Source organism: Sphingobacterium hotanense (assembly GCF_008274825.1).
Taxonomy (GTDB): domain Bacteria; phylum Bacteroidota; class Bacteroidia; order Sphingobacteriales; family Sphingobacteriaceae; genus Sphingobacterium; species Sphingobacterium hotanense.
Genome location: NZ_CP030848.1, coordinates 3,118,389 through 3,145,026, shown reverse-complemented (window position 1 = coordinate 3,145,026; position 26,638 = coordinate 3,118,389). Strand labels below are relative to the sequence as shown.

21 protein-coding genes, 1 other RNA gene and 1 riboswitch are annotated in these 26,638 nt (G+C 41.4%); of the genes, 10 read left to right on the top strand and 12 right to left on the bottom strand.

Annotation, left to right across the window (positions count from 1 at the left end):
- Window positions 1–222 precede the first annotated feature (222 nt).
- Window positions 223–2,490, top strand: a complete 2,268-nt coding sequence (locus tag DSM08_RS13285; RefSeq protein ID WP_149526619.1) for an alpha/beta hydrolase family protein — start codon at window positions 223–225, stop codon at window positions 2,488–2,490.
- 63 nt (window positions 2,491–2,553) lie between these two features.
- A complete protein-coding gene (locus DSM08_RS13280) occupies window positions 2,554–4,062 on the top strand; it encodes an NAD(P)H-hydrate dehydratase (RefSeq protein WP_187773863.1) in 1,509 nt (502 codons plus the stop codon).
- 1 nt (window position 4,063) lies between these two features.
- Here the strand turns inward: DSM08_RS13280 and rnhA are convergent, their stop codons facing one another.
- The 3 genes from rnhA to lon all read right to left on the bottom strand — a co-directional run bounded on the left by rnhA (window position 4,064) and on the right by lon (window position 7,689).
- Entirely contained in the window at window positions 4,064–4,570 is a 507-nt protein-coding gene (gene rnhA / locus DSM08_RS13275) for a ribonuclease HI (protein ID WP_149526617.1), read from the bottom strand.
- Window positions 4,571–4,585: 15 nt separating this feature from the next.
- Complete coding sequence (locus DSM08_RS13270; protein ID WP_149526616.1) at window positions 4,586–5,131, bottom strand: FUSC family protein; 546 nt, start codon at window positions 5,129–5,131, stop codon at window positions 4,586–4,588.
- A gap of 92 nt (window positions 5,132–5,223) precedes the next feature.
- On the bottom strand, window positions 5,224–7,689 hold the full coding sequence (lon, locus tag DSM08_RS13265; RefSeq protein WP_149526615.1) for an endopeptidase La: 2,466 nt from the start codon (window positions 7,687–7,689) through the stop codon (window positions 5,224–5,226).
- A 314-nt stretch (window positions 7,690–8,003) separates the two neighbouring features.
- Here lon and DSM08_RS13260 point away from each other — a divergent pair, with 314 nt between their 5' ends.
- Window positions 8,004–8,672, top strand: coding sequence for a tetratricopeptide repeat protein (locus DSM08_RS13260; RefSeq protein WP_149526614.1), 669 nt, complete (start codon window positions 8,004–8,006; stop codon window positions 8,670–8,672).
- 183 nt (window positions 8,673–8,855) lie between these two features.
- Here DSM08_RS13260 and DSM08_RS13255 read toward each other — a convergent pair whose 3' ends face one another.
- Both DSM08_RS13255 and DSM08_RS13250 read right to left on the bottom strand, forming a co-directional pair.
- Window positions 8,856–9,377 carry a helix-turn-helix domain-containing protein gene (locus tag DSM08_RS13255; RefSeq protein ID WP_149526613.1) on the bottom strand — a complete coding sequence of 174 codons (522 nt, stop codon included), beginning with the start codon at window positions 9,375–9,377 and terminating at the stop codon, window positions 8,856–8,858.
- Window positions 9,378–9,402: 25 nt separating this feature from the next.
- The gene (locus tag DSM08_RS13250) at window positions 9,403–11,427 is read right to left on the bottom strand and encodes a M3 family metallopeptidase (protein ID WP_246172250.1); all 2,025 of its coding nucleotides are present in this window, start codon (window positions 11,425–11,427) and stop codon (window positions 9,403–9,405) included.
- A gap of 120 nt (window positions 11,428–11,547) precedes the next feature.
- On the opposite strand from DSM08_RS13250, the gene DSM08_RS13245 reads away from it, so the two are divergent.
- On the top strand, window positions 11,548–12,009 hold the full coding sequence (locus DSM08_RS13245; RefSeq protein ID WP_149526611.1) for a hypothetical protein: 462 nt from the start codon (window positions 11,548–11,550) through the stop codon (window positions 12,007–12,009).
- A 117-nt stretch (window positions 12,010–12,126) separates the two neighbouring features.
- Here the strand turns inward: DSM08_RS13245 and DSM08_RS13240 are convergent, their stop codons facing one another.
- A complete protein-coding gene (locus DSM08_RS13240) occupies window positions 12,127–13,242 on the bottom strand; it encodes an MBL fold metallo-hydrolase (protein WP_223110812.1) in 1,116 nt (371 codons plus the stop codon).
- Window positions 13,243–13,445: 203 nt separating this feature from the next.
- Here DSM08_RS13240 and DSM08_RS13235 point away from each other — a divergent pair, with 203 nt between their 5' ends.
- Window positions 13,446–13,685 carry a hypothetical protein gene (locus DSM08_RS13235; RefSeq protein ID WP_149526610.1) on the top strand — a complete coding sequence of 80 codons (240 nt, stop codon included), beginning with the start codon at window positions 13,446–13,448 and terminating at the stop codon, window positions 13,683–13,685.
- 107 nt (window positions 13,686–13,792) lie between these two features.
- On the opposite strand, the gene DSM08_RS13230 is transcribed toward DSM08_RS13235, so the two are convergent.
- Both DSM08_RS13230 and DSM08_RS13225 read right to left on the bottom strand, forming a co-directional pair.
- Complete coding sequence (locus DSM08_RS13230; protein WP_149526246.1) at window positions 13,793–14,785, bottom strand: transposase; 993 nt, start codon at window positions 14,783–14,785, stop codon at window positions 13,793–13,795.
- Between the two features lie 319 nt (window positions 14,786–15,104).
- A complete protein-coding gene (locus DSM08_RS13225; protein WP_149526609.1) occupies window positions 15,105–16,496 on the bottom strand; it encodes an arginine decarboxylase in 1,392 nt (463 codons plus the stop codon).
- 110 nt (window positions 16,497–16,606) lie between these two features.
- On the opposite strand from DSM08_RS13225, the gene argS reads away from it, so the two are divergent.
- The 3 genes from argS to DSM08_RS13210 are packed head-to-tail and all read left to right on the top strand — an operon-like array spanning window position 16,607 to window position 20,663.
- Window positions 16,607–18,391, top strand: a complete 1,785-nt coding sequence (gene argS / locus DSM08_RS13220) for an arginine--tRNA ligase (protein ID WP_149526608.1) — start codon at window positions 16,607–16,609, stop codon at window positions 18,389–18,391.
- Between the two features lie 2 nt (window positions 18,392–18,393).
- Window positions 18,394–19,467 (top strand): Gfo/Idh/MocA family oxidoreductase, encoded by a 1,074-nt coding sequence (locus DSM08_RS13215; RefSeq protein ID WP_149526607.1) that lies wholly within the window; start codon window positions 18,394–18,396, stop codon window positions 19,465–19,467.
- Window positions 19,467–20,663: a BaiN/RdsA family NAD(P)/FAD-dependent oxidoreductase gene (locus DSM08_RS13210; RefSeq protein WP_149526606.1), complete on the top strand. Its 1,197-nt coding sequence runs from the start codon at window positions 19,467–19,469 to the stop codon at window positions 20,661–20,663. The genes DSM08_RS13215 and DSM08_RS13210 overlap by 1 nt, the downstream gene beginning before the upstream one ends.
- Before the next feature lie 91 nt (window positions 20,664–20,754).
- On the opposite strand, the gene DSM08_RS13205 is transcribed toward DSM08_RS13210, so the two are convergent.
- Complete coding sequence (locus DSM08_RS13205; protein WP_149526605.1) at window positions 20,755–21,177, bottom strand: hypothetical protein; 423 nt, start codon at window positions 21,175–21,177, stop codon at window positions 20,755–20,757.
- Between the two features lie 197 nt (window positions 21,178–21,374).
- Between DSM08_RS13205 and rnpB the strand changes: the two genes are divergently transcribed.
- Together rnpB and DSM08_RS13195 are read left to right on the top strand one after the other, a co-directional pair.
- An RNA gene (rnpB, locus tag DSM08_RS13200) (RNase P RNA component class A) lies at window positions 21,375–21,748 on the top strand.
- Between the two features lie 45 nt (window positions 21,749–21,793).
- The gene (locus DSM08_RS13195; protein ID WP_149526604.1) at window positions 21,794–23,176 is read left to right on the top strand and encodes a sigma-54-dependent transcriptional regulator; all 1,383 of its coding nucleotides are present in this window, start codon (window positions 21,794–21,796) and stop codon (window positions 23,174–23,176) included.
- Window positions 23,177–23,232: 56 nt separating this feature from the next.
- Here DSM08_RS13195 and DSM08_RS13190 read toward each other — a convergent pair whose 3' ends face one another.
- The 3 genes from DSM08_RS13190 to DSM08_RS13180 all read right to left on the bottom strand — a co-directional run bounded on the left by DSM08_RS13190 (window position 23,233) and on the right by DSM08_RS13180 (window position 26,128).
- On the bottom strand, window positions 23,233–23,412 hold the full coding sequence (locus tag DSM08_RS13190) for an LPXTG cell wall anchor domain-containing protein (RefSeq protein WP_149526603.1): 180 nt from the start codon (window positions 23,410–23,412) through the stop codon (window positions 23,233–23,235).
- 163 nt (window positions 23,413–23,575) lie between these two features.
- Window positions 23,576–24,757 carry a homoserine dehydrogenase gene (locus DSM08_RS13185; RefSeq protein ID WP_149526602.1) on the bottom strand — a complete coding sequence of 394 codons (1,182 nt, stop codon included), beginning with the start codon at window positions 24,755–24,757 and terminating at the stop codon, window positions 23,576–23,578.
- A 63-nt stretch (window positions 24,758–24,820) separates the two neighbouring features.
- Window positions 24,821–26,128 (bottom strand): O-acetylhomoserine aminocarboxypropyltransferase/cysteine synthase family protein, encoded by a 1,308-nt coding sequence (locus DSM08_RS13180; RefSeq protein WP_149526601.1) that lies wholly within the window; start codon window positions 26,126–26,128, stop codon window positions 24,821–24,823.
- Window positions 26,129–26,363: 235 nt separating this feature from the next.
- Window positions 26,364–26,477: riboswitch (SAM riboswitch) on the bottom strand.
- Window positions 26,478–26,638 lie beyond the last annotated feature (161 nt).

Genomic DNA, 26,638 nt, shown 5'->3' with positions numbered 1-26,638 from the left:
TACTATTCAAACCCAATTCAAACCCAATGTATAGCCGCTCCGGAGCGGCTATACATTGGGTTTGAATTGGGTTTGAAATGGTTGATAAAGGGTTATGATATCTTTCATTCCTATACAATTCTTATGTTTTTGGCCATCCCTTTATTTTTCATCAAAAAAAATAAAAGAATGTTGTAACGAAACCCGCTTTATTTCTACTAATAGAGAAATATTGATTGAATTATGAAACAACAGATTTTTACGATGGTATTTGTACTTTTGAGCATGTTAACAGCCAAAGCCCAAATAACCGGCGATTGGAAGGGAACTTTAGATGTCCAAGGAACATCTATGGATTTAATCTTCCACATTAGCCAAGACGGAGAAACATACAAAGCAACATTAGATATCCCAGCTCAAGGTGCCTCCGGCCTTCCGATGAGCGAGACCAAGTTTGAAAACAATAAGCTGACTGTAGCCATGGCGCAGGCGGGCTTTTCTTATGAAGGCGAATTGAAGGGTGAGCAGATCGAGGGGATATTCAAACAGGCAGGAATGGAGTTTCCATTGAAGCTTAGTAAAACCAAAGTTTCCAAACCTGGCGATACGACGCTAGTATCATCAAAAGCAGATTTAGAGAAATTAATTGCATTAGATAAAGGTGATTTCAAATATCGTGTGGAAGATTATTTTGCGAAACCTAATTCTTCGCAGTTCCAATTATCTCCCAATGGTAAGTATATTTCTTATCGCGAGAAGGACGCTAACAACAAGCGTCATGTGATGATAAAAGAAGTGGCTACAGGGAAAGTTGTTCGCGCGATAGAAGAGAAGGACGAGTTGATCCGTGGAATGGGATGGGTGAATGATGAGCGTTTAGTGTATGTGATGGATCAAGGTGGAAACGAGAATTATCACCTTTATGCTGTAAATATCGACGGTAGCAATAATATCGATTTAACACCATTTCCAGATGTTCAGGCCGGCATTTTAAATCTGTTGAAAGAGCAGAAAGATTTCATCATCATCCAGATGAATAAGGACAATAAGCAGGTTTTCGAACCATACAAAGTCAATATTCACACCGGCGAAATGACGAAGTTATTTACGAATACGGATCCGGAGAATGCTATTGTTTCCTATGATTTCGATAAAGAGGGCAATCTGCGCGGATACGCTAAAATGCATAACGGAATCAATACGCAATATTTCTACAAAGCAAAGGGAAAGACGGACTTTGAGCTGTTCGGCACGGGTAAATGGGATGATACCTTCTCAATCTTAGCTTTCAATTATGCGTCGAAAAACCAAGATGAGGCCTATGTATTAACGAATCTGGATTCTGACAAGGCGCGTATTATCCTTTATGATTTCGGAACCAAGAAGATTATAAAAGAAATCTATTCTAACAAGGATTACGATGCAACTATCCTTTCCTTATCGCGCAAGCGCAATTGGGAAATCGACTTTGTTGGTTTTGAAGGCGAGCGTGTTGAAATTGAACCGGTAAGCGCTACATTCAAGAAATTATACGATAAATTCAGTAAGGAGTTCCCGGGATACGAGTATTCTATCGTTGGAAAAACCGATGAAGAAGACCAGTACTTGGTGATGGTGCAGAGCGATAAGCTTTACGGTCGTTACTACCATTTAGATGCGAAGTCGGGCAAAACGACTTTGTTATACGATTTGATGCCACAATTGAAAGAAGCGGATATGGCGGAAATGCGCCCGATTACTTTCAAATCGCGCGATGGATTGACCATTCATGGTTACATCACACTACCGAAGGAAGCATTGGCGGGCAAGCGTGTCCCGTTGATCGTTAACCCACATGGCGGTCCTCAGGGGGTTCGTGATAGCTGGGGTTTCAATCCAGAGACGCAATTATTCGCGAGCCGTGGATACGCGACATTACAGGTTAACTTCCGTATTTCGGGTGGTTATGGTAAGGAGTTTTTACGCGCCGGATTCAACCAAGTTGGCCGTAAGGCAATGGATGATTTAGAGGATGGTATTCAATACGTGATCGAGCAGGGTTGGGCGGATAAGGACAACATCGCGATCTATGGCGGTAGCCACGGTGGTTATGCGGTATTGAGAGGATTAACTAAGACTCCAGACTTGTATAAAGCAGGGGTGGACTATGTAGGGGTATCGAATATCTTTACCTTATTGAACTCTATTCCGGAGTATTGGAAGCCATACAAAGAGATGCTATACCAAATTTGGTACAACCCAGATAAGGAAGATGAGGCAGCGATTGCAAAAGAAGTATCGCCTCTATTCCACGTAGACAAAATTAAAGCGCCTTTATTCGTTGTTCAGGGTGCAAATGACCCTAGGGTAAAGATTGCTGAGGCAGATCAGATTGTGAAAGCGCTTCGTAGCAAAGGAGTAGATGTGCCTTATATGGTGAAATACGATGAAGGACATGGATTCCATAAAGAGGAAAATCAGATTGAATTCTATAAAGCGATGATGGGATTCTTCCGTAAACATTTAAAATAAACTGTTGTTAATTAATGATAAAGCCCCTAATTTTAGGGGCTTTGTCTTTTTAACACCATGCCTATGAAAATTCTAAATCCTTCTCAGTTAAAACATGTTGACGAGCAAACCATAACGAAACAAGCGATAAGTTCTTGGGATCTGATGCAACGGGCTTCGGCTACGGTTGTAGCGGCGCTTTTGGAATATTATCCGGATGTGCTCGAAAAGCAGGTTTATATCCTCTCTGGAAAGAGGAATAATGGCGGTGATGGTTTGGCTATTGCCGGCTTATTAAAAGCGCTAGGGGCGGCCGTTGAGGTTTATTTAATAGATGCAGAACAGTACTCGCCAGATAATTTAAAAAATCAGGAGAAGTTAGGGGACAATAGTATCCGTAAGTTCAGTTTGGAAGACCGTATCCACTTCGAGGGCGATTCTATGATTCTCGATTGCCTGTTTGGTTATGGTCTGAATACTGCTTTAAGTTCTCGTTGGCGTAGTATCATTGATCAGATTAATACAGCAAGCGCAGTTCGGATTTCGGTGGATATGCCGTCTGGTTTGTCTTGCGAAACTCATATTGCCGTGGATAGCCCCATAATAAAGGCTGATAAAGTGTACACCTTTCAGGTTCCGAAGTTAAATCTATTGCTTCCGGAATATGGAGAATTCTCGAAATCTTTCAGCATTCTCGATATAGGTTTGGATGCTGACGCGATGGATGAACAGGAAACGAACATGCATTATTTGACGGCAAATTCTGTCAAATCGCTTGTGCCGGTCCGATTGAAATATTGCCATAAAGGGACTTTCGGTCATGCGCTCGTGATTGGTGGGAGTTATGGGAAGATGGGGGCGGTGCTTTTGGCAGCGAAAGCTGCTTTAAGAATCGGTTGCGGATTAGTGTCGGTGGGCATACCACATTGTGGGACGAACATAATACAAACTGCCTTTCCTGAAGCGATGGTCTTTGCTGATACAGCTGAACTGACTTTGCGAGATTTTAATTTTCCAACAGACCTGACCGCGATCGGTATGGGGGTAGGGATGGGAACAGATGAGCAAACGATTCGAGGTTTTGCGATCTATCTGCAATCATTGTCGGAGGATGCAAGATTGGTTTTAGATGCCGATGCCCTGAATATTCTTGCGCAGCAAGAAAGCCTTTTGCAAGCATTGCCTGCGGAGACTATTTTATCTCCCCATCCGAAGGAATTGAGTCGATTGATTGGGGCATGGGATAATGATTATGAAAAGGTTTCGAAGGCGAAGGTTTTTGCTGCCCAGCATCAGGTTTATCTAATTATTAAAGGTGCGAATTCGGTATTGGTATGTCCGGATGGGAACCTATATTTCAATTCCACGGGGAACCCAGGGATGGCGACCGGCGGGACTGGCGACGTGTTGACAGGGATCTTGACCAGTCTGCGCGCACAGGGACTATCGGCAAGGGCTGCCGCTGTACTAGGGATTTATTTGCATGGTCTTGCTGGAGATTTCGCCGTAAAAGATACAGGGGAAGCGAGTCTTATTGCTTCGGACATCATCGATCATCTAGCAAAGGCTTTCCAGGAGTTGCTGGACAACTAGTTTAGATGTCCATTCCTTTTTGCATCTCGACTTCAAATACCGAGTCTATCTTCCAATTGGCTTTGTCTTTGGATGCTTTTACTGCCAGTTGATCGCATCGCTCATTCAAAGGGTGCCCGGCATGGCCTTTCACCCATACCAACTTCACTTTATGTAGTTTGTATAAGGACATTAATCGCATCCATAGGTCCTTATTCTTTTTGCCTTGAAATCCTTTTTGGATCCAGCCATATACCCATTTCTTGTCAATCGCATCGATGACGTATTTGGAATCAGAAAAAATAGTGACCTGTTGATTGATGCTTTTCAATGCTTCTAAACCGATGATCACAGCGAGTAATTCCATCCGGTTGTTCGTCGTCTTGCGAAAGCCTCCAGAGAATTCTTTTTCTATAAGCTTGCCTTGATATTCAGGATTTGACCCTGTATAGATAGTTCGTAAAATGGTTCCATAGCCACCAGGGCCTGGATTTCCACTTGAAGCACCGTCGGTATAAAGTTCAATCATTACTGCAAAAATACGCTAATTTCCCGAATTAGGAGCAGTTGAATCGTCGAAGTACTTCTCCATGAGGTAATGCTTTATACCTGAGGTGATAATAACGATTGCCAGACCGATGATACATCCGACGCCGGTTGAAACAGCGCGGTAGATAGGGGTGTAGGCGATTTGTGTATGATGCGGTTCGATCATGATGATGAGCAAAGCGACAATTGCAACGCGTGCCATGTTCATGATATTGAAGACACGACAGCAGATAATCGTTAGCACGATTCCCGCGACGATAGAATAAACCGATTCCGGAAGTACCCAAACGCAGATCATCGCTACACTGGAGCCTATGAAGTTGGATTTGAAGCGTTCTATGGAAAGTCTTTTGGAGTCTTTTTCTTCTGGTGAGATCACCAAAATAATCGAGAGCAAAGCCCAAAAGATCTCAAACTCACGATAGCGGTGATACAGTAAATACCCAATGGAGAATCCAAGTAGACACCGGATGACGTAAATTAATAATGGGGATGTAACTATTTTTCGAACTATTTGCTTTGTAACAGTTGCTGCTCTCATCAGTGCAAAAATACACCTTGTTATCCAGTATAAAAAGGAAAAGCCATCCGATTAATCGAATGGCTTTTCCTTTTTATTTTAAGCTGACAAGACTATTTTGCGTCTTCGCGCAATAGCTTCTTCGCGTTTTTAACTTTGCTGTCTAATAAGGCTAGTTTAACGACTTCCTTCATGTCAGTCACATAATGGAATTTCAAGTCCTTTACGTAGTCCTCTTTAATCTCCTGGATGTCCTTCTGATTGCTTTTGCATAGGATGATCTCCTTAATGTTCGCACGTTTCGCTGCCAAGATCTTTTCTTTGATTCCACCTACCGGAAGTACTTTTCCACGTAGAGTAATCTCGCCAGTCATCGCTAGCTTCTCTTTTACCTTACGTTGAGTAAACAGGGATGCTAATGCTGTCAGCATGGTAATACCTGCAGATGGACCATCTTTCGGAGTTGCACCTGCCGGAACGTGGATATTGACATCCCATTGGTCAAATACCGCATAGTCAATTCCGAATTCCTCTGCATGCGAGCGTAAATACGCCATTGCAATCGCTGCAGACTCCTTCATTACATCGCCTAAGTTACCCGTTAGGCTTAGCTTTCCTTTTCCAGGGCTTAAGCTCGACTCGATGAAAAGGATATCCCCACCTACCGAAGTCCATGCTAAACCAGTCACAACACCCGCGATATCGTTGTTCTCGTATAGGTCCTTATCAAAGATAGGAGCGCCTAAGATCTCTTCGAGATCCGAAGCCGTAAGCGCCGGATTGTATTCTTTTTCCATCACAATGCGCGTCGCAACCCCACGAACTACCGACCCAATCTTCTTCTCTAGGCCACGAACGCCGGATTCTCTCGTGTACTCTTCGATGATTTTCTCAATCATCTTTGGCTTTAAACTGATATCTTTAGCTTGTATACCGTGCATTTCGCGTTGCTTCGGCAACAAGTGCTTCTTAGCAATTTCAATCTTTTCCTCAATCGTATAACCATTGACTTCGATAATCTCCATACGATCTAACAATGCCGGCTGTATTCCGTTCAGCGAGTTTGCCGTAGCGATAAACATCACCTTAGATAAGTCGTATTCCATTTCCACATAGTGGTCATAGAAGTTGGTGTTTTGTTCTGGATCTAAAACTTCCAATAAAGCTGAAGAAGGATCACCTTTGAAGTCAGAGCCGATTTTATCAATTTCGTCTAGTACAAATACCGGATTCGATGCGCCAGCTTTTTTCAACGACTGTATAATGCGGCCCGGCATAGCGCCAATATATGTTTTACGGTGACCACGAATCTCTGCTTCATCTCTTACGCCACCTAAGGCCATACGTGTGTATTTTCGTCCTAAGGCTCTTGCGATAGACTTTCCTAGGGATGTTTTACCAACCCCCGGAGGACCCACAAGGCATAGGATAGGTGCCTTCATATCATTCTTTAGCTTAAGAACCGCTAAGTATTCAATGATACGCTGTTTTACCTTCTCTAAACCATAGTGATCTTTGTCCAATATCCTTTCGGCACGTTTTAGGTCAAAGTTATCTTTTGTGTATTCTGCCCATGGAAGATCAAGCAATAATTCCAGATAGTTCAACTGCACCGAATAATCTGCCGCTGCAGGATTAATACGCGCAAGCTTCTCCAGTTCCTTAGCAAAATGCTTTGAAACATCCTCTGGCCACTTCTTGTTTTTTCCTCTTTTCTTCAGTTCTTCCAATTCTAAGTCAGGGGTGCTACCGCCTAATTCTTCTTGAATAGTCTTTAACTGCTGGCTTAAGAAATAATCGCGTTGTTGTTTATCCAGATCTACACGAACCTTGTTCTGGATTTGATTCTTCAATTCCAGCATTTGAATTTCGGTAGTTAGGTGCTCTAAGAGTTGTTTCGCACGTTTGACGAAATCTTTGTTTTCTAGTAAGTCTTGCTTGTCCTCTAACTCTAAAGAAAGATTAGAAGCAATAAAATTCACTAAGAAAGTCGGGCTCTCGATATTTTTGATCGCAATGCCAGCCTCGCTCGGAAGGTTGGGTGATAATTGGATGATCTGTAATGCGAGTTCTTTTACCGAAGCAATAAGCGCTTTAAATTGTTTTGAACTGGTCTTTGGCTTATCCTCAGGAAACTTCTCCACCTTGGCCGTCATATACGGTTCGGTTTGCACCAGTTCCAATAGACGGAAGCGTTGTTTACCTTGTATAATAACCGTGGTATTACCATCAGGCATCTGAAGGATTTTGATGATATGTGCGACAGTTCCGACTTTGTGCAATTGCTCGAAGGTCGGATCTTCAACGATCATATCTTTTTGAGATACCACACCAATGGCGCGATCTCCTTTATAGGCATCTTTGATCAACTTGATGGATTTATCTCTACCCACCGTGATTGGAATCACTACACCAGGAAACAATACGGTATTGCGGAGGGGGAGAATAGGCAGTACCTCTGGTATTTCGGCATTGCGCATTTCTTCCTCATCCTGTTGAGTCAACAGGGGGAAGAATTCCGTTTCCTCGTTAATGATGGGTAATGTTTGGTCAAAGTTGAATGCGTTGAATTTACTCATATTTTCATATATCGTTTTGCCGACATCTTGTCAGACGGTTCGGCGATAAATATCCTATTATAGTTATATCACTATAATGCAACAGCAGTGCCAAGGCTAAATTTTTGGTATTATTTATGCTAATGAAGGGTAATTACTGTTAAATCGTCAGTTATTGCCGTTCATTGACAGCGCGTTATTTAGCGCAAAGGTAAGTCAATTATGGTAAAATGTGGAAATGTTTATAACTATTGATTGTGACCTTAAACTATTTAACAGATTTTTACTCTATGCAGTAGTAGACTGTTCTAACACTCAACGAAAAACAATTAGAAATGAATATTAATAAAATCAATACACAGATGAAGTCTTTAAAAATTGGATTAGCCGCAGTAGCATTAGCACTTAGTACAGTAGCTGTACAAGCACAAGAGAAGCAACATAGTGACCCAAATGTTCGTGCGGGAGAGAAAGCACTATTGGATGGAGATTTTAAAACTGCTGCAGCGCAATTTGAAAAAGCACTTCCAACTTCCGGAACAGATCCAGATGTAGTGTATTTATTGGGCTATTCGCAGTTCCAAAATGGTGATTACAAGAAATCTATCGGTTCTTTCAATAAAGTTATCGGCTTAGATGCTAAAAATGTACATGCTTATTACTACAAAGCAAAAGCAAACAACAATATCGCTGTAAACCGCGAATTGAAATTGAAAGAATCTGAGCGCGAAGCATTATTGAAATCTGCAATTGCAGACTATACAAAAGCAATCGCAATCAATGCGAATGACGCGAAATTATATCAAAACCGTGCAATCGCTTACCGTGACTTAGGAATTTTAACTGGTACTAAATCATCGTCAAACTACAACAAAACAACTGCTACAGAAGCTTACAACAAAGCGGTAACAGATTACGAAAAAGTATTAAGCTATGACGCTTCTCGTAAGGATATCCAAACAGAAGTTAAGAAAGCGAAAGTTTATCGTGATAACTTGAAATAGGTCTGGGATTTAGATATTAGATATCAGACATTAGACATAAGAAAGGCAGAATTGATTTCAATTCTGCCTTTTTCGTTTTAGGATTTTTTTTTCTGAAAATGTCTTTTGTCGAGGCCTTTCAAGAATTATTATCCCTTTTGGTATTTTAATGTAAGTTTGGAAGGATTATATATCATGTCTTGTTTAATTCCTATGCCTTTCCTCCAATAACCTCTTAAATTCTGATGGCGTTCTGCCGGTAATCTTTTTGAATTGCGTGCTTAAATGTGCTACGCTACTGTATTGCAGTTTGAAAGCAATCTCCGATAAGGGCGTGTCGTAATGGAGAAGCTCTTTCACCTTTTCAATTCTAAGATGTATAAGATACTTTTCGATACTCTCACCCTGTATTTCGGAAAACGTATTGCTCAGGTAGGCATAGTCCATATTGAATCGATCCATCAAGAACTGTGAGGTCTTCAGAACATTCGTATCCTCACTGTTTACCAAGCTTAATAGGGCTATTTTTATATCTTCAACCAGCTGTTCTTTTCTGTCTTTCAGGATCTCAAAACCGATAGCTTGTAGTTCACGGTCGAGCTGAACTAGCTCGGCTTCCTGATAGTTGCGAGACGTTTGCACCTCGCCAATACGTACCTTTGAATAGGGCAGGTCTAGCCTTTGCAATATTTGCTCTACCGCCATCTCGCAGCGCGGACAAACCATATTTTTTATTCGAACAATAGCCATCTTAAGCGATCAATCCAGCGCGTTTCAGCAACGGGTCTACCGACGGCTCTTTGCCACGGAATGCTTTATACAATTCCATAGGATGAACAGTTCCGCCTTTAGATAAAATATTATCTTTAAATTTCTTGGCTACTTCCGTGTTGAAGATTCCTTCCTCTTTGAAATACTCAAATGCATCGGCGTCTAGCACTTCCGCCCATTTATAGCTGTAATATCCGGATGAGTATCCACCATTAAATATATGCGAGAAGGACGGGCTCATGGCATTGTCTGCAACATCCGGATAGATTGTTGTATCCGCAAAGGCGGCAAGCTCAAAATCTTTTACCTTCTGTATGCCACTAGGATCCTGTCCATGCCAAGCCATATCCAGTAGTCCGAAGCTCAATTGTCGTACAGTCGCTAAGCCTTCCAAGAATGCTGCGCTTTCTTTAATCTTTTCAACGTATTCCATCGGGAGGGATGCGCCACTCTCATAATGTTTTGCAAAGAGTGCTAATGCTTCCTCTTCGTAGCACCAGTTTTCCATCACTTGGCTTGGTAGCTCTACAAAATCCCAATAAACCGAAGTTCCCGAAAGGGTAGGATAAGTGGTGTTTGCAAGCATGCCGTGCAGGGCGTGTCCAAACTCGTGGAATAGGGTTGTCACCTCGTTGAATGTCAACAACGATGGTTTTGTGGCAGTAGGTTTAGTGAAGTTACATACGATAGAAACATGAGGTCTTTCGTTTTCGCCTTCCTTGATATATTGAGGCTTGAAAGATGTCATCCATGCCCCATTGCGTTTTCCTTTTCTAGGGAAGAAATCTGCATAGAAAATTGCGACTAATCCGCCATGGTTATCTCGGACCTCAAACGTTTGTACATCAGGGTGATACTTGTCTATGGTGCCAACTTCTTTGAAATGAATGCCATAAAGCTTGTTTGCGATATCAAAAGCACCCTGCATTACATTTTCCAACTTGAAGTAAGGTTTCAGTTTTTCATCATCTAAGTTGAACTTCAGCTGTTTTAACTTCTCGCTATAGTAGGCGCCGTCCCATTTCTGCAGTTGTTCCAACCCATCAATTTCCTTGGCGAATGCAGAGAGCTCGGCAAACTCTTTCTCTGCGGCAGGTTTTCCTTTCGCTAGAAGATCATTTAGAAATGCTTTGACCGTTTCAGGATCCTTCGCCATGCGTTCTTCCAATACAAAGTGGGCGTGGCTTGGGTAGCCCAATAGGTTCGCTCGCTGATGTCTTAGGTTAACAATTCTCAAGACAATCGCTTCGTTGTTGTTCTCGTTGTCTTGGAACGCCTTTTTGCCGGCTGCGATAGCCAGTTCTTCGCGTCGTGCTCTATTTTCAGCATAGGTCATAAAGGGGATGTAGCTTGGGTAATCCAAGCTGATGATCCAGCCTTCTTTTCCTTGCTCTTTCGCCAATTCCTGTGCAGCCTCAACTGCACCTTCAGGTAGACCGGCAAGTTCTGCAGGATCCAGCAAATGCATCTGATAGGCATTGGTATCGGCTAATACATGTTCACCGAATTTTAACTTCAATACAGATAACTCGGCATCAATATCACGCAATTGCTGTTTCTTATCTTCCGTTAACAACGCACCATTACGAACAAAATCTTTATAGTTCTTCTCCAGCAACATCAACTGCTCTGTGTTTAAGTCTAAGTTGCCCTTCTGCTCGTAAATAGCCTTAATTCTTTCAAACAGATCAAAGTTTAAGGTTATATCATTGCTGAGCTTAGAAAGCTTCGGAGCTACTTCCTGCGCAATCTTATCAAGCTCCTCGTTTGTTTCTGCGGAGTGTAAGTTGAAAAATATATTGGAAATACGATCCAGACGCATCCCTGAGAATGCTAAGGCGGCGATCGTATTTTCGAAAGTTGCCATGTCAGGATTTGCTACCAGTCGATCGATCTCTTCCCTCGTTTCGGCAATGGCCTCATCGAAAGCAGGTATAAAATCTGCTTGATTAATGGAAGAAAACGGGGCTGTATCGTGGGGGGTATTAAATGGTATTTTTAGCATGTTCATAGCATAAAGTTACAACAAATTAACATAGCTAATGGCTTACAAACATTTTAATTGATTAGTTTTGACGGTAACATTACGTACACTATTACCGTTATTAATATTAAAAGAAATCTTATGAAGAGAAAATTAAAGGCTTGTCTTTCGATGTCTTTGTTGTTGTTAGCCGCACAAGCTTGTAATTCAGGAAATCCGACACAAACTCATAATACAACGACCGTGGAAGAGGTGGATAAAAATTCGCTTCCAGGGACCTATGAATATATCGGTAATGGTGATACAATTCGTTTAGATCTAAATGCAAAGCAGGACTCTGTATTTGGTCAATTGCTTTACGCATTAGGTGAAAAAGATCGTAACGTAGGCGATTTCAAAGGGCATGTGAAGGGTGGTCAATTGATTGGCGAGTACTATTTTATGTCTGAGGGGGTAAACTCCGTACGCGACATGATTTTTAATGTGACTAACGAAGGATTAATTGAAGGATATGGCGAGGTGGAAGAGCGCGAGGGTGGTTTCCGTTTTTTGGATACCAGTAAGCTGAAGTTTGATCACGGAATGTTATTGGAGAAAAAATAAAAGACGAGTTTATCGGTGGCTATCCAAATCTATTTGTGATAAGGAAGAGCACTTGATTAGAATAGCGAATAAACCATAAAGAGCAGCCCTTGCCGGCGGCTCTTTATGGTTTATTCGCTATTTTGCTTCTTCCCACCAAGGATGAGTTTGGTTGGGCTTATCGAGGTAAATAACTTGCCCCATCTGGGGAGTTATCAATTCTTGATTTTGTTTCTTCGCTTCTGCAGATATCCTGATCATGGGTTCATCCCAAGCATGATTAGCCAAAGGGAATTTAGAGTTATGAACGGGAATTAGAGTTTTTGTTTGCAGTTCCTTCGCTGCGGTAACCGCTTCCTCAGGCATGAGGTGGATATAATGCCACATATCATTGTATTGGCCGTTTTCAATGATTGTAAAATCAAAAGGGCCGTAATGTTCGCCTATTTCCTTAAAGTGCTTCCCATAGCCGCTATCTCCACCGATAAAGATATTGTATTTCGAAGTCTTCAACACAAAGGACGACCACAGACTTGTATTGCGCTTGAACCATCTGCCCGAGAAGTGTCTGGCAACATTGGCGGTGAAAGTAAGCGAGTCGATTGTTTCGGATTCGCCCCAGTAAAGCTCGTGTATTTTTTCTGTAGGATAGCCCCATTTTTCGAGGTGCGCTCCAACGCCGATACTCGTAATGATCTGTTTGGCTTTGCCCTGATATTTCTTCAGCGTAGCGTAATCTAAGTGGTCGAAGTGATCATGGGTGATGACCAGCACGTCGACATCCGGCATATGCTCGATCGTATAAGTATAAGTCATGTCAAATGCTTTGACGCCAAATGGCACCGGCGATGCATGCTTACTAAAAACAGGATCGACGAGGATACGCTTCCCGTCAATCTGCAGGAAATAGGAGGAGTGCCCAAACCAGACATAAACGTCTTGATCTAGCGGAATGTTTTTCAGGTCGGTTTGGATAACCGGAAGGGGTGAAGACGGTACATTCCGCTTGTCCTTACCAAAGAAGAATTTGCGCAGCATGGTCACTTGCGATACACCTTCTTTGATTGCCGGTGTAACCTCAATGTTATCAAAAACTCCTTCTTTAAAAGTCTTTAGCGATTCCATGCGATGCAGGCGTTCGCCCGACGCTAATGCGCCGATATTGTCGGATCTACCCAATAGGAAGATCAGGATAACAACCACGATGATAATGGCTAAGAGTATGTAAAGCATGTATTTAAGAATCTTTTTCATATTAGTGCGGCGCAAGATAGAACATTGTAGCCTTTCTTTTTCTGCTTGTTGGAAATAATCATCAATATTTTACTTTCAACTGAAAATATCCGTTAGCAAGTAAAGTCTTTATTTGTAATTATAAAGAAAATAGCTCTTTCCATATTTAATATCCCGTTAATATACACTGTCTATCTTTGCGTAAACAAACAGCAATAAATCTAATGAGTTTAATTAATAATGATGAGTCATCCGTCATCCTGGAATGTTTCAAAAGATTAGATGGGAAGTATCGAACTTATTTGGAACGGGAAGGTCGATGGTTGGGCGGAAGCTTGATAAATATTTTGGTTTTTCCGTCGGTAACGGATAAGGAAGTAAGGGAAGTGCAGGTTAAGATGGAGATATTCAATATGCTCCCTAACGATATAAAATCAGACGTATCCCACATTATTCAAGTATAGTACTATTTACAAGCTTTTATTAATTCAATCAAACCCCAATCATAACCCTTTCGAAAGGGTTATTCTAGGTTTTTGACATATGCAAATTTTCTTTAATATTTTTTCTATCACGCTGCATAATGATAATCTTCCCGATACATCTCCTGTCGTCCGATCAAGGAAAACATGATCAGAATCAGCTTGAATTTCACATTGTTCAAGACCAACGGGTAAGCTTTGGTTGTGAGCTTCCGTTGCGCATATTCTCGGAGCGTCTTGTCATGTGTAATGGCAATCTTTGCCGCTTGGTTCAACTCCTGCTTGATGGCCTTGTTGGCCATATGCGAGACTCGCTTTCGACCGCGAATACTGGTCCCGGAAGTGTGCTCAAATGGTATCACACCGGCATAGACAGCGTATTTTCGGGGATCGGTAAAAGCCTTGAAATTCTCCGTATAAACGATCGTCATCCAGGCATTGACCGGGCCTATCCCTTTGACGCTTTTGAGGATCTGATAGTTCCTGTTGAGCGATTCATCGCTTTCGATGAGCTGTAAGATTTCTCGTTCTACTCTGTAGATCTCTTTCTTATAAACATCTATCATTGTTTTACTGACCTTCAGGATCGCCTTCCCTGCGTCTTTCCCGTACATCGCCTTGCGCTCAGAGCTGCTCGCTTTGTAACCGGCCATCTCTCTCACTAGACGTTTACGAAAGGAGATCAGCTGCTTAAGATCAAATATTGCAGAGTTCAATTTACCGCTTGGGTCGAGCATATAAGCCTTTTCTTCCCCATACTGGGCAATCCTAAAGGAGTCTTGCTTATCGCTCTTGCCACGGACCATGCCCATCGACTTCTTGATCTCTAGACCAGATTTGCGTGTATACGAAAGACCTTTTGACTCGCAATACTGCAGGAATCTGTATTCATATCCACCAGTATATTCCATGATAAAGAAGACTTGGCTTGATACAAAACCTTTCCCTCGCATCCACTTTGCCAATTGCTTAAATCCCGAACTGTTGTTCTCGATCTTAATGAAATCATGTGTGCCCCAATGGCAGATGTCCAATGTTTTCTTAGAAACGTCGACACCTAAGGTAATACGATCTTTTTTCATGATCTAAACTTTTTAATGTAAATGATTGAAAAATTGCCCGTTACCTAGTACCTTTGAAGTACCTTTGATAATAAAACTATTCTAGTTTGGCCTTAGGCAATGAATAAGGTAGGCACAGATACCAGGAAAAGTCCTTAACGACTACTTCAAAATAATGTTCAACCTGCCTTATTCATCCTAACGCTTCCGTTAGGTAATACCTTATATCTTCTATTAAGTATTTATTCATCAATTACTCTCTGTTTAAACCAAAGGTTCAAAACAAAAGACCTGCATCGCTGCAGGTCTTATATCTAAAATCTAATGTCTTATATCTAACTTATTGATATCCCAATAATTTCATTACTTGCTTCGAGTTTTGTTCTTCGCCAAATACCTCGTAGTTGAATGTTTCGTCGCGATTTCTGCGTACTAAAACATGTTTAGGTGAAGGAAGCAGACAGTGGTGAATACCGCCATATCCGCTCAATACTTCTTGGTAAGCTCCGGTATGGAAGAACCCTAAGTATTGCACTTTTCTTGTTTTCGGCATAAATACCGAGTTCATATGAGCCTCTTGGTTATAATAGTCTTGACCATCGCAGGTAATTCCACCAAGGTTCACACGCTCGTATTCCGAATCCCAGTTATTGATTGGCAATAAGATGTATTTTTGATTCAGTGCCCAAACGTCTGGTAAGTTCGTGATGAAAGAACCGTCTAACATTAACCATTTTTCACGGTCATTCTGTTGTTTACGGCCTAACACTTTATACAGAATTCCAGAAGCTTCAGCTACCGTATATTTACCGAATTCGGTAATAATATCTGGTTCTACGACTTCGTGGTGTGCACAGATTTGCTTGATACGGTTCACGATTTCATTCACCATGTACTCATAGTCGAAGTCGTGTACTAGCGAGTCTTTGAACGGCATACCGCCACCAATATCTAGCGTATCTAATTCTGGATTGATTTTTTTGAATTTACAGTACAATGTAACATACTTTTCAAGCTCATTCCAGTAATATGGCGTGTCCGAGATACCTGAATTGATAAAGAAGTGAAGTAATTTCACTCTAAAATTCGGGTTTTCAGAGATCTTGCTGTTGTAGAAATCGATGACGTCTTCCATACGGATTCCCAAACGGGATGTATAGAATTGCGAGTCTGGTTGTTCCTCTGCAGCGATACGAATTCCTAAGTTACAAGGCTCGGATAATTCAATCTCGTCATCATACATATTGAACTCTTCTTTATTATCCAAAACAGGGATAATATTGTGGAATCCATCATGTAACATATCGACGATATATTGCTTGTATTGGAAGGTTTTAAAGCCGTTACAGATTACTGTAATGTCCTTGTTTACTTTACCTTGTCGCTCCAAAGCGTCAATCATAGGCATATCGAAGGCCGACGATGTTTCTAAGTGAATATCGTTTTTTAAGGCTTCTTCAACAATATGTTTGAAGTGGGATGACTTGGTGCAATAACAATACTTATAGGTACCGCGATAGTTGTATTTCAACATCGCTGTTTGAAACAATATCTTGGCCTGCTGTATCTTTTTACTAATAATCGGGAGATAAGTAAAACGTAGCGGCGTACCGTACGTTTCTATCATTTCCATCAAATTCAAATCGTGGAAGTACAATTCGTCATCGATAATATCGAATCCGTCTTGCGGAAAACCAACACTTAAGTCAAGAAATTCCTGATAGCTCTGCATTATTTTCTTATTTTTGGCAAAGATATACTTTCATAATGAATACATAAATATTATTGCAGTTATTTTTTGAATTCATTATCAGAACGTTAAGAATATTACGAAATATTTACATGGCAAATTCAATTCAAGAACTGCTTATTGAGAAGACAGTTGATGCAGTAAGTGCACTTTATGGTTCCGAAATTCCTGCTCAGCAGATTAGCTTGCAAGAGACGAGGAAAGAGTTCGAAGGACAGATTACAATCGTTGTATTCCCGGTTACTCGTTTTTCGAAGAAATCACCTGAGGTAACAGGTACTGAAATTGGTGAGTATTTACAGCGAGAGATCTCGGATATCACGGCTTTCAACGTCATCAAAGGCTTCTTGAATTTAAGTTTTTCCGATGCTTATTGGGTGAACTTGCTGAACGATACGATTTTGTCGGATAGTTTTGCTGTATTGCCGAAAAATGGCAAAAACGTAATGGTCGAATATTCATCGCCAAATACAAATAAGCCACTACACTTAGGACATATCCGCAATAACTTATTAGGATTTTCTGTTGCCGAGATTCTTGGCGCTGCGGGCTATGATGTGATCAAAGCAAATTTGGTAAACGATCGTGGTATACACATCTGTAAATCGATGTTGGCATGGCAAAAGTTTGGCGAAGGACAAACTCCAGAGTCCACAGGGATGAAGGGTGACCACTTGGTTGGTAAATATTATGTGATCTTTGATAAGGAATACAAGAAAGAAATTGATGAGCTGAAGGCTGCAGGTCAATCTGAAGATGACGCGAAGAAAAATGCGCCGTTGATCAAGGAAGCGCAAGCGATGTTGCAGCAGTGGGAAGCGGGAGACGAAGAAGTGATTTCTTTATGGAAGACTATGAATAGCTGGGTTTATGCAGGTTTTGATAAAACCTACAAGCAGCTGGGCGTTGATTTTGATAAATTCTACTACGAATCAGACACCTATTTATTAGGAAAAGATATTATTCAGGAAGGTCTTGATAAGGGTGTTTTCTTTAAGAAGGAAGACAACTCAGTTTGGATCGACTTGACAGATGATGGCTTGGATCAGAAACTCGTGTTGCGCGGAGACGGTACTTCGGTATACATTACGCAAGACTTGGGTACCGCTCAATTAAAATATGATGAGTTCAAGATGGACGAGTCTATTTATGTAGTTGGAAACGAGCAAGACTATCATTTCAAGGTTTTATTTGCGATCTTGAAAAAGGTGGGCAAAGATTGGGCGCAGGGACTATTCCACCTTTCTTATGGTATGGTCGATCTTCCGCACGGAAAGATGAAATCAAGAGAGGGGACCGTAGTTGATGCGGACGATTTGATGCAGGAAATGCTAGACACAGCGCAACAGCGTACGGAGGAGTTAGGCAAGACGGAGGGATTGGAAGAGGATGAGAAGGCTGCACTTTACAACACGCTTGGCATGGGCGCATTGAAATATTTCTTGCTGAAAGTAGACCCTAAAAAGCGTCTACTGTTCAACCCAAATGAGTCTGTAGATTTTCAAGGGCATACTGGTCCTTTTATACAATATACACATGCGCGTATCAAGTCGGTGTTGCGCAAGGCAGCATATCAGGCTGATGCCGCGAAAGTGGTTCCTGCTTCGATATCCGCTTTTGAGCGCGATTTGATACAGGCGATTGCCGGCTATCCGGAGGTAATTGCATTGGCAGCAAAGGAATTCAGTCCTGCGCAGATTGCGAACTACGCATACGAGCTAGCGAAATTATACAACAAATTCTATCACGAAGAGAATATCCTAAAGGCAGAGCAGGAAGATGTGAAGCAATTCCGCTTACATCTATCGGCAGCTGCGGCGAAGGTAATCTCGGGATCTATGAAACTATTAGGAATCCAGGTTCCTGAAAGAATGTAATCATGACTAAACTAAACGTTGGATTAATTGGGTTCTCCATCGGGGGACATGTATTTCATGCGCCTTTTATTGAAGGGAACGCGGATTTGAATTTATATAAGGTGACGGCACGGAAGCCCGAGCAACAGGAAATGCTTGCTGAGCGATATCCTGAGGCACTTGCTGTGCAGTCTGCTGATGATATTATCAATGATCCGGCGGTAGATATCGTCGTGGTTGCAACATCCAATGATGTGCATTTTAGCCTTGCCAAACAGGCTTTGGAGGCTGGAAAGCATGTGGTGGTGGAGAAACCTTTTACAAATTACTCCGTTGAAGCAGATGAGTTGATAGCGCTTGCGAAGAGCAAAGGTCTGCTTTTGTCTGTTCATCATAACGCTCGTTATCATTCGGATTTTAAGACTGTTAAAAAGGTCTTGGCATCGGGAAGACTGGGCCGTGTCGTGAATTATGAAGCACGTTTCGACCGTTTTCGTAATTTCTTACGTCCTGGAGCTTGGCGAGAAGAGAACCTTCCGGGTTCCGGTATACATTATGATTTAGGAGCGCATCTGATTGATCAGGCTCTTCAATTATTTGGCAAACCGTTATCGATCTATGCGGACCTTCGTGTGCAACGCGATGGCGCAAAAGCTATCGATGATTTCGAGTTTATTTTATCTTTTCCCGAAACGAAGGTTTCTTTGAAGGGACAAATGCTGGCTAAACTTCCGACAGCGCGTATTGCGGTTTATGGTACTAACGGTTGTTTCGTGAAGTGGGGGGTCGATCCGCAGGAGGCTTTATTGCGTGAAGGCGTTATGCCACATCAGCATGCGGATTGGGGGAAGGAGCCTGAGGAAATTCAAGGCACACTTGCGATTTTAGAAGATGGCAAGGATGTAAATGAGCGTGTCGTCAGTGAAATAGGATCCGGTGAAGATTTTTATAAAAATATCGTTGCTGCAATCCGTGGGGAGGAAGCTTTGTTCATTACTCCGGAACAAGCAAGAGATGTGATCCGTATTTTAGAACTAGCGGAGCAGTCTTGGAAAGAACAACGTGTCGTTTCCTTAGAAGGCGAATTAATATCCTAATGAATTCTTACGACGCCATCATTATCGGAGCAGGAGCGTGCGGACTTATGTGTGCGGCGCAGGCAGGTCTTTTGGGTAAAAGGACGCTGCTGATCGAGCGCAATGATAAGCCGGGAGCAAAGATTTTGATATCGGGTGGCGGTCGCTGTAATTATACCAATCTCTATACATCCGTAGATAATTTTGTGTCGGAGAACCCCAAGTTCTTGAATGCTGTGTTCTCTCAATGGACCGTTGATGATACGGTTAATTTCTTCGAACAATTTGGTGATATCAAGGGGCAGGAGAAGACCTTGGGTCAGCTTTTTCCAGTGTCGAACAAGGCTAAAGATATTGTAGCTACTTTCACGAAGCTAATGTATGATACGGGGCAGGATATCTGGTTGAACACAGAGGTGAAGCAGGTTGACAAGATCGATACAGGCTTCGAACTGCAGATCGTAAGAGAGGGTAAGAACCAAACTATACGTGCTGAAAAACTAGTTATGGCTTCCGGCGGTCTTCCGGTCGCGAAATTGGGCGCATCAGACTTCGCACTTCGTGTTGCTAAGCAATTTGGAATGCGGGTTGTGGCAACTGCTCCTGCTTTGGTACCTTTGACCATTACAGGAAAAGACGCGGAATGGTATGCTTCTTTGGCTGGTAATTCAGTTTTTGCGAAAGTTTACAACGACTTAATCAGCTTTGAGGAAAATATTCTATTTACTCATTGGGGATTGAGCGGTCCAGCAATACTTCAGATTTCTTCTTACTGGAAGCCTGGCGACCAATTTACTGTAGATCTATTGCCCAAGTTTAGCCTTGATGCATTGATTAAAGAGGAGCGCAACTTTGGTGGAAAACGAACGGTAGGCCAATTGCTTAACGATTATTTTAGCAAGAAAATGGTAGAGGCTTTAGGAAAATACCTGCCAATCGATGTGAAGATAGCTTCCTTAGGGAAATCGGACGCTAAGCTGATCGTGGATACCATCCATAAGTTTAAAGTAAAACCTGCCGGCGACAAGGGCTACGACAAAGCGGAGGTAATGCGCGGTGGTGTTTCTACAGAGGAGCTCCATACGAAGACGCTTGAATCGAAGAAGGTATCTGGCTTATATTTCGGAGGAGAGGCGGTAGACATTACGGGCTGGTTAGGTGGCTATAACTTTCAATGGGCATGGGCGGCAGGCTATGCAATCGCGCAGGACCTGTAATCTCCAATTACAGCATAAAAAAATAGCTGCACAATCGTACAGCTATTCTCAGGGTCAAAAGTTGTTTTAAGGTTTGCTCAAATATCGTTTATTAATTAAATGTATATTCTAGTTTAGCTTCGTCTTTCGTAGCATCCTTGATAACGAAGTCTTTTGTGATGGCAGCATTGCTGTTCACTTTGATTTCCAATTTTACCGTTGCTGGTTTGTCTACTTTCGCACGGATGTGAATTTTCTCTCCTTTTTTAGCAATTTTTCTTTTTGCTTTGATTTCTGTGGCAATTTTATATTCTTTCTGTTCCAGCTCAGCTTTTTCTCCTAAATAATGCACACTAGTCAACTTTGCATCATTGCCAGTAACTGACACAACCCTGTAACTAATGTTAGCCTCCATTGGGTATTTAGGCTGTGGAGTAGAGTTTTTCTTTTTATCGTCCTTGCATGACGACATGAATACCACGGCTGCTAAAGTTGCAATGGTTAATCCGCTTGTGAATGATAATAGTTTTTTCATAAAATGATAACGATAAGTTAAAATACTAATAACTAAATAAAACAATCGTCGACTAATGTTTTGTAGTAATACGATATTGGTAATCCTACCGCTACAGATAATGAAAATATTATTCAACTATTTTTCTTATTGAGCTGTATTGTCTCGAAAATCTAAATAAACCTTTGTATGCATATTTTTCCTACTTTTGCATATTGAAGCAAACTGGTTCTATCGCTGTTCTGTATAAAAGCAGGAAAGAGGAAAGTCCGGGCAACAAAGAGCAACACGCTTCCTAACGGGAAGGCTATTTCACAATAGACAGCAAGTGCCACAGAAAATATACCGCCTCACAAGGGGTAAGGGTGAAAACGTGAGGTAAGAGCTCACGGTATTGTATGGCGACATGCATTACGGTAAACCTCGTGTGTTGAAAGACCAAATAGGTTGCGAGATTAGAAGGCTGCTCGTTTTCTACCTTCGGGTACTCGTAATGGGTAGGTTGATTGAGCTTGTGTGTGAATGCAAGCCTAGATAAATGATAGAAATCCAGCAATGGATACAGAACCCGGCTTATAAAGTTTGCTTCTATTTTAATTAATGTTTAATTTTTACCGATAAACTTGAAAGAGATAATATGACCACAGTTTTAATCATCGATGATGAACGTCCGATACGTAGTTCCTTACGTGATATCTTAGAATACGAAGATTATAAAGTGTTGGATGTCGACAACGGAGAAGATGGACTCAAAATATTAAAAAAGGAAAAAATTGACCTTGTTCTTTGTGATATCAAGATGAACAAGATGGACGGTATGGAGGTGTTGAGCACCGCGAAGGAATTCTCCGACGTTCCGTTTATTATGGTTTCCGGTCATGGTACAATTGAAACTGCTGTTGAGGCAGCTCGTAAAGGTGCCTTTGACTTCCTTGAAAAACCCTTAGACCTTAATCGTCTTCTAATAACTGTTCGAAATGCGCTGGAAAAGGGTTCCTTAGTAAAGGAAACCAAAGTTTTGAAGCGTAAGTTCTCCAAAACAAAAGAAATTCTAGGTAGTTCCTCAGGCATTAGCTTGATTAAAGACACTATTGATAAAGTTGCTCCTACGGAAGCTAGAGTTTTGATTACGGGTGCCAATGGTGCTGGTAAGGAACTTGTTGCTCGTTGGTTGCATGAGAAGTCTATGCGTGCGGCGTCTCCTCTTATCGAGGTTAACTGTGCGGCTATTCCTTCAGAATTGATCGAATCTGAATTGTTTGGACATGAGAAGGGGTCATTTACTTCAGCCGTGAAGCAACGTATCGGTAAGTTCGAACAGGCGAACGGCGGAACGCTCTTTTTAGACGAGATCGGCGATATGAGCCTATCTGCGCAAGCTAAAGTATTGCGCGCATTACAGGAAAATAAGATCACACGCGTCGGTGGAGAGAAGGAGATAGATGTTAATGTGCGTGTCATCGCGGCGACCAATAAGAATCTACTTCAGGAAATTGAAGACGGAAACTTCCGTATGGACTTGTACCACCGCTTGAGCGTGATCCTAATTCATGTACCTTCATTGACAGAGCGTAAAGATGATATCCCAACATTAGCAACAGCATTTTGTGAAGAGATATGTGCTGAATACAGCATGCCGGTGAAGACCATTACTCCAGATGGAATGAAAGCACTGCAAGCTTTGCCATGGACAGGTAACATCCGCGAGCTTCGCAATATGATCGAGCGTCTTATTATTCTATGTGATAAGAAGATTACGGAGAATGACGTTCGTATGTTTGCTAATCCAGAGAGTGTGTCGCAAGCACCAAAGTCTAATGGATCTTCTGATGCAAGCGAAGGGTTTGATTTCGAGCAATTTACTTCTTTCCAAGATTTCAAAGATTTCTCGGAATGCGAGTTCATTAAGTATAAATTGGAGAAGAACAACTGGAATGTCTCTAAGACAGCAGACGATCTTGATATACAGCGTAGTCACTTGTATAGCAAGATTGAAAAGTTTGGTCTAAAAAGAGATTAGAACATAAAACAACAAAGGCCTCGCATTGCGAGGCCTTTGTTGTTAACTTATATTTCTTAGTCGTTGAATTTTCTCTTTTGTTTTCGGTAGAGCATAAAGATCACGACCACTAATAAAACCACACCGATCACGACAAATGTTGAGTTAGACGAAGTTGCCACTTCCGCGGTGCTATCCTGCGCAAAGAGGCTTATAGTCGCCAAGTTCAACAATGCCAACACATTCCATTTTCTCATAACACTCAAGATTTAAAGTTTATTTCTAAATATAGTAAATATATTAAGCAAAAACCATGTCACTTTTCTTGATTTTTAGAAATGTTTCCGCCTTTGCGCGCATAATGCCTTTGTGATGACAAAAAAAAAGCGCAATATTTATTGCGCTTTCTCCTTTTCAATTTTAGATTATTTCGGCTATGAAATTTCCTTGCTGATGAATTACGGCTCTTTTATCAATAATCTCCTGAATATTTATAGTTCCAATCACATATTTGTGATTTTCACTGTAAAAACGTTCAGAAATATTGATAAAATTGATGTTTTCTAATACATCTTCGTCATCATATCTGAAATATACGGTGATTGTATAGTCTTTAGTGTACTCTACCTGCTGTGCGTCCAGATGTTTTTTGTATTCATAACGGTAATCATAGCGCAATGCTGTGATGTCCGATAGTACGGCAGAACCCGTCGGGTGACCGCCAGCGCCTTTTCCTAAAAAGAATTGCTCATCCGCAAACGCTGCTTTCACCAATACACCATTATATTCATTCTCTACATTGTACAGGATATTGCTCTTTTTGATGAACTTCGGCAGAACATATAATACCACCTGATGATTATCAACCTCCTTAGCCAATGGAATCAGCTTGATCTTATAATCTTTCTCGCGCGCATAGCGAATATCCGCATCGCCCAGCGTATCAATACCTAAGTTTAAGATTTCGTCAGGATTGATATAAAGCCCATAAGCATGCGAAGCAACGATTGCCAATTTAAATTTTGGATCAAAACCACCAACATCTAATGTAGGGTCGGTTTCTGCAAAACCCAAATCTTGTGCTTTCTTCAAAGCAACATCATAGCTTTGATCTTCATTGAAAATCTTAGAAAGAATGTAATTCGAGGATCCATTGAAAATTCCGCTCACCGAGTGCAACAACTCGTTATCATAATACTCTTCAAGATTACGGATGATCGGAATACTTCCGCAAACCGCACCTTCATATAATAGCGAAGTGCCATGCTGATGTTGAATTTCAACGAGCTCTTCTAAATGTGTAGCAATCATTTTCTTATTTGCTGACACGACGTTCTTGCCAGATGATAAGGCGCGCTTTGTGATCTCGAATGCAGCATCGGCATCGTCAATTAACTCAACAACGGTATTGATTTCCGGATCTTCTAATATAGCGTTTGCATCGGTAGTGAATAGTTCAGCAGGAAGGCTTCTTTTCTTATCGGGATTTTTGATAACAAATTTCTTAATCTCTAGATTTAAATCCTTCGTCTTGATAATATCGTACAATCCTTGGCCGACAACGCCGAACCCAAACATCCCGATAACAAGTTTTTTACTCATGGTATTCTTTTAGTGTTCTTTTTCGTTTTTGTAATCTTATTTGCAATCAATTGGTGCTTATACCTACTTGATTTTCTCAAAAGCTTGTTCTAGATCTGCTTTGATATCGTCGATATGCTCAATACCTACCGATAATCTTAGTTGTCCTGGAAGTACGCCAGCCTTAGCTTGGTCTTCAGCACTTAATTGCTGATGCGTTGTTGCAGCAGGGTGGATAATTAACGTCTTCGCATCCCCAACATTCGCTAGGTGGCTGATCAATTGCAAAGCATCGATGAAGTCATTTGCTTTCTCAACACCGCCTTTAACAGTGAATGATAAAACAGCACCGTAGCCATTCTTTAAATACTTCTGCGCATTTTGATGATATGGGTGATTTTTCAATCCGGGGTAGCTAACTTTTTCCACTTGTGGATGCGCATCCAACCATTGTGCAATCTCTAAGGTGTTATCAACATGACGCTGAACGCGTAATGACAAGGTTTCTAAGCCTTGTACCAATAAGAAAGAGTTGAATGGAGATAGGGCAGGGCCGAAGTCTCTCAAGCCTTCTACGCGCGCTCTAATTGCAAACTGTATGTTTCCAAAAGGACCATTCTCACCAAATACATCAGCGAAAACTAATCCATGATATCCTTCTGAAGGTTCTGAGAATTGTTTGAATTTGCCATTTCCCCAGTTATAGTTACCACCATCGATGATGACACCACCGATACTAGTACCATGTCCACCAATCCATTTTGTTGCAGATTCAACAACAACGTTCGCTCCATGCTCCAATGGTTTAAACAAATAACCTCCAGCACCGAATGTATTGTCCACGATTAATGGAAGGTCGTACTTCTTCGCAACAGCAGCAATGCGCTCAAAATCCGGGATGTTGTAGCTCGGATTTCCGATAGTCTCTACGTAGATAGCTTTTGTTTTATCATCAATCAAAGCTTCAATTTTATCAGCATCAGTATCTTCTGCAAAGCGGGCTTCGATGCCTAAACGTTTAAATGAAACTTTAAATTGATTGTATGTACCACCGTATAGGTTTGCACCCGATACAAAGTTGTCACCTGCCTCTAAGATATTCGTTAAAGCGATGAATTGTGCGGCTTGTCCCGAAGCAACAGCAACTGCTGCAACACCTCCCTCCAATGCAGCGATGCGCTTTTCAAACACATCCGTTGTCGGGTTCATAATACGGGTATAAATATTTCCGAATTGTTTTAATGCGAATAGATTAGCACCGTGCTCTGCATTTTCAAATACGTAAGACGATGTTTGGTAGATAGGCAATGCTCTAGAACCAGTAGTAGGGTCTACTTCTTGTCCTGCATGTACCTGTAATGTTTCAAATTTTAAGTTCTTAATATCAGCCATTGTTGTAATTTTTTAAAATGATAAATAATGAATTCTGTTCTTTAATCGCTAAGCTTTGGTCGTCATGTAGAGGTATGAGGATTCCTTATCCAAGGAATCTGGGAATACCGACGACTATCGCATTCGTGAACAGGTGTTCACGACGAAAAAGATAGTATAAGAAGAGTTGCTAGCAGGTTTGCCGCTAGAAAATCCAATAAAAGAATTTGTAAATGTTGAAGTCATAGTCTTTTGTCATTTATATGCTCCTCAGCTTAATTGCTTTGGACAGGAATTGGCACCTTTTCAATCGTTATTGAAGGTTGCCAGTGGGTCTTTGAGCCAGTCTCTCGCCACTTCTTTATAAATCAAGACCAATCGTTTTGAAGGGTTTTGATTAGGTGCCAATTGCTCGGCACTGCGCAAATATACATTGCTAAAATCAATTATGCAATGTTTTTTTAATAAACAAGCTTCTGAATTCGATAAGTATTGAAAATATCGAACTCAGAAGCTTGCAAAAATATCAAT

What these genes read in the sequence shown, in the direction of transcription:
- DSM08_RS13260 (WP_149526614.1), top strand. Translation starts at nt 8,004, where the DNA reads ATGAATATTAATAAAATCAATACACAGATGAAGTCTTTAAAAATTGGA.
- DSM08_RS13255 (WP_149526613.1), bottom strand. Translation starts at nt 9,377, where the DNA reads ATGGTTTGTCCGCGCTGCGAGATGGCGGTAGAGCAAATATTGCAAAGG.
- DSM08_RS13180 (WP_149526601.1), bottom strand. Translation starts at nt 26,128, where the DNA reads ATGGCTGATATTAAGAACTTAAAATTTGAAACATTACAGGTACATGCA.
- DSM08_RS13245 (WP_149526611.1), top strand. Translation starts at nt 11,548, where the DNA reads ATGAAGAGAAAATTAAAGGCTTGTCTTTCGATGTCTTTGTTGTTGTTA.
- DSM08_RS13280 (WP_187773863.1), top strand. Translation starts at nt 2,554, where the DNA reads ATGAAAATTCTAAATCCTTCTCAGTTAAAACATGTTGACGAGCAAACC.
- DSM08_RS13195 (WP_149526604.1), top strand. Translation starts at nt 21,794, where the DNA reads ATGACCACAGTTTTAATCATCGATGATGAACGTCCGATACGTAGTTCC.
- DSM08_RS13190 (WP_149526603.1), bottom strand. Translation starts at nt 23,412, where the DNA reads ATGAGAAAATGGAATGTGTTGGCATTGTTGAACTTGGCGACTATAAGC.
- DSM08_RS13210 (WP_149526606.1), top strand. Translation starts at nt 19,467, where the DNA reads ATGAATTCTTACGACGCCATCATTATCGGAGCAGGAGCGTGCGGACTT.
- lon (WP_149526615.1), bottom strand. Translation starts at nt 7,689, where the DNA reads ATGAGTAAATTCAACGCATTCAACTTTGACCAAACATTACCCATCATT.
- DSM08_RS13225 (WP_149526609.1), bottom strand. Translation starts at nt 16,496, where the DNA reads ATGCAGAGCTATCAGGAATTTCTTGACTTAAGTGTTGGTTTTCCGCAA.
- DSM08_RS13215 (WP_149526607.1), top strand. Translation starts at nt 18,394, where the DNA reads ATGACTAAACTAAACGTTGGATTAATTGGGTTCTCCATCGGGGGACAT.
- DSM08_RS13270 (WP_149526616.1), bottom strand. Translation starts at nt 5,131, where the DNA reads ATGAGAGCAGCAACTGTTACAAAGCAAATAGTTCGAAAAATAGTTACA.
- DSM08_RS13230 (WP_149526246.1), bottom strand. Translation starts at nt 14,785, where the DNA reads ATGAAAAAAGATCGTATTACCTTAGGTGTCGACGTTTCTAAGAAAACA.
- DSM08_RS13250 (WP_246172250.1), bottom strand. Translation starts at nt 11,427, where the DNA reads ATGCTAAAAATACCATTTAATACCCCCCACGATACAGCCCCGTTTTCT.
- DSM08_RS13240 (WP_223110812.1), bottom strand. Translation starts at nt 13,242, where the DNA reads ATGAAAAAGATTCTTAAATACATGCTTTACATACTCTTAGCCATTATC.
- DSM08_RS13185 (WP_149526602.1), bottom strand. Translation starts at nt 24,757, where the DNA reads ATGAGTAAAAAACTTGTTATCGGGATGTTTGGGTTCGGCGTTGTCGGC.
- DSM08_RS13235 (WP_149526610.1), top strand. Translation starts at nt 13,446, where the DNA reads ATGAGTTTAATTAATAATGATGAGTCATCCGTCATCCTGGAATGTTTC.
- DSM08_RS13205 (WP_149526605.1), bottom strand. Translation starts at nt 21,177, where the DNA reads ATGAAAAAACTATTATCATTCACAAGCGGATTAACCATTGCAACTTTA.
- argS (WP_149526608.1), top strand. Translation starts at nt 16,607, where the DNA reads ATGGCAAATTCAATTCAAGAACTGCTTATTGAGAAGACAGTTGATGCA.
- rnhA (WP_149526617.1), bottom strand. Translation starts at nt 4,570, where the DNA reads ATGATTGAACTTTATACCGACGGTGCTTCAAGTGGAAATCCAGGCCCT.
- DSM08_RS13285 (WP_149526619.1), top strand. Translation starts at nt 223, where the DNA reads ATGAAACAACAGATTTTTACGATGGTATTTGTACTTTTGAGCATGTTA.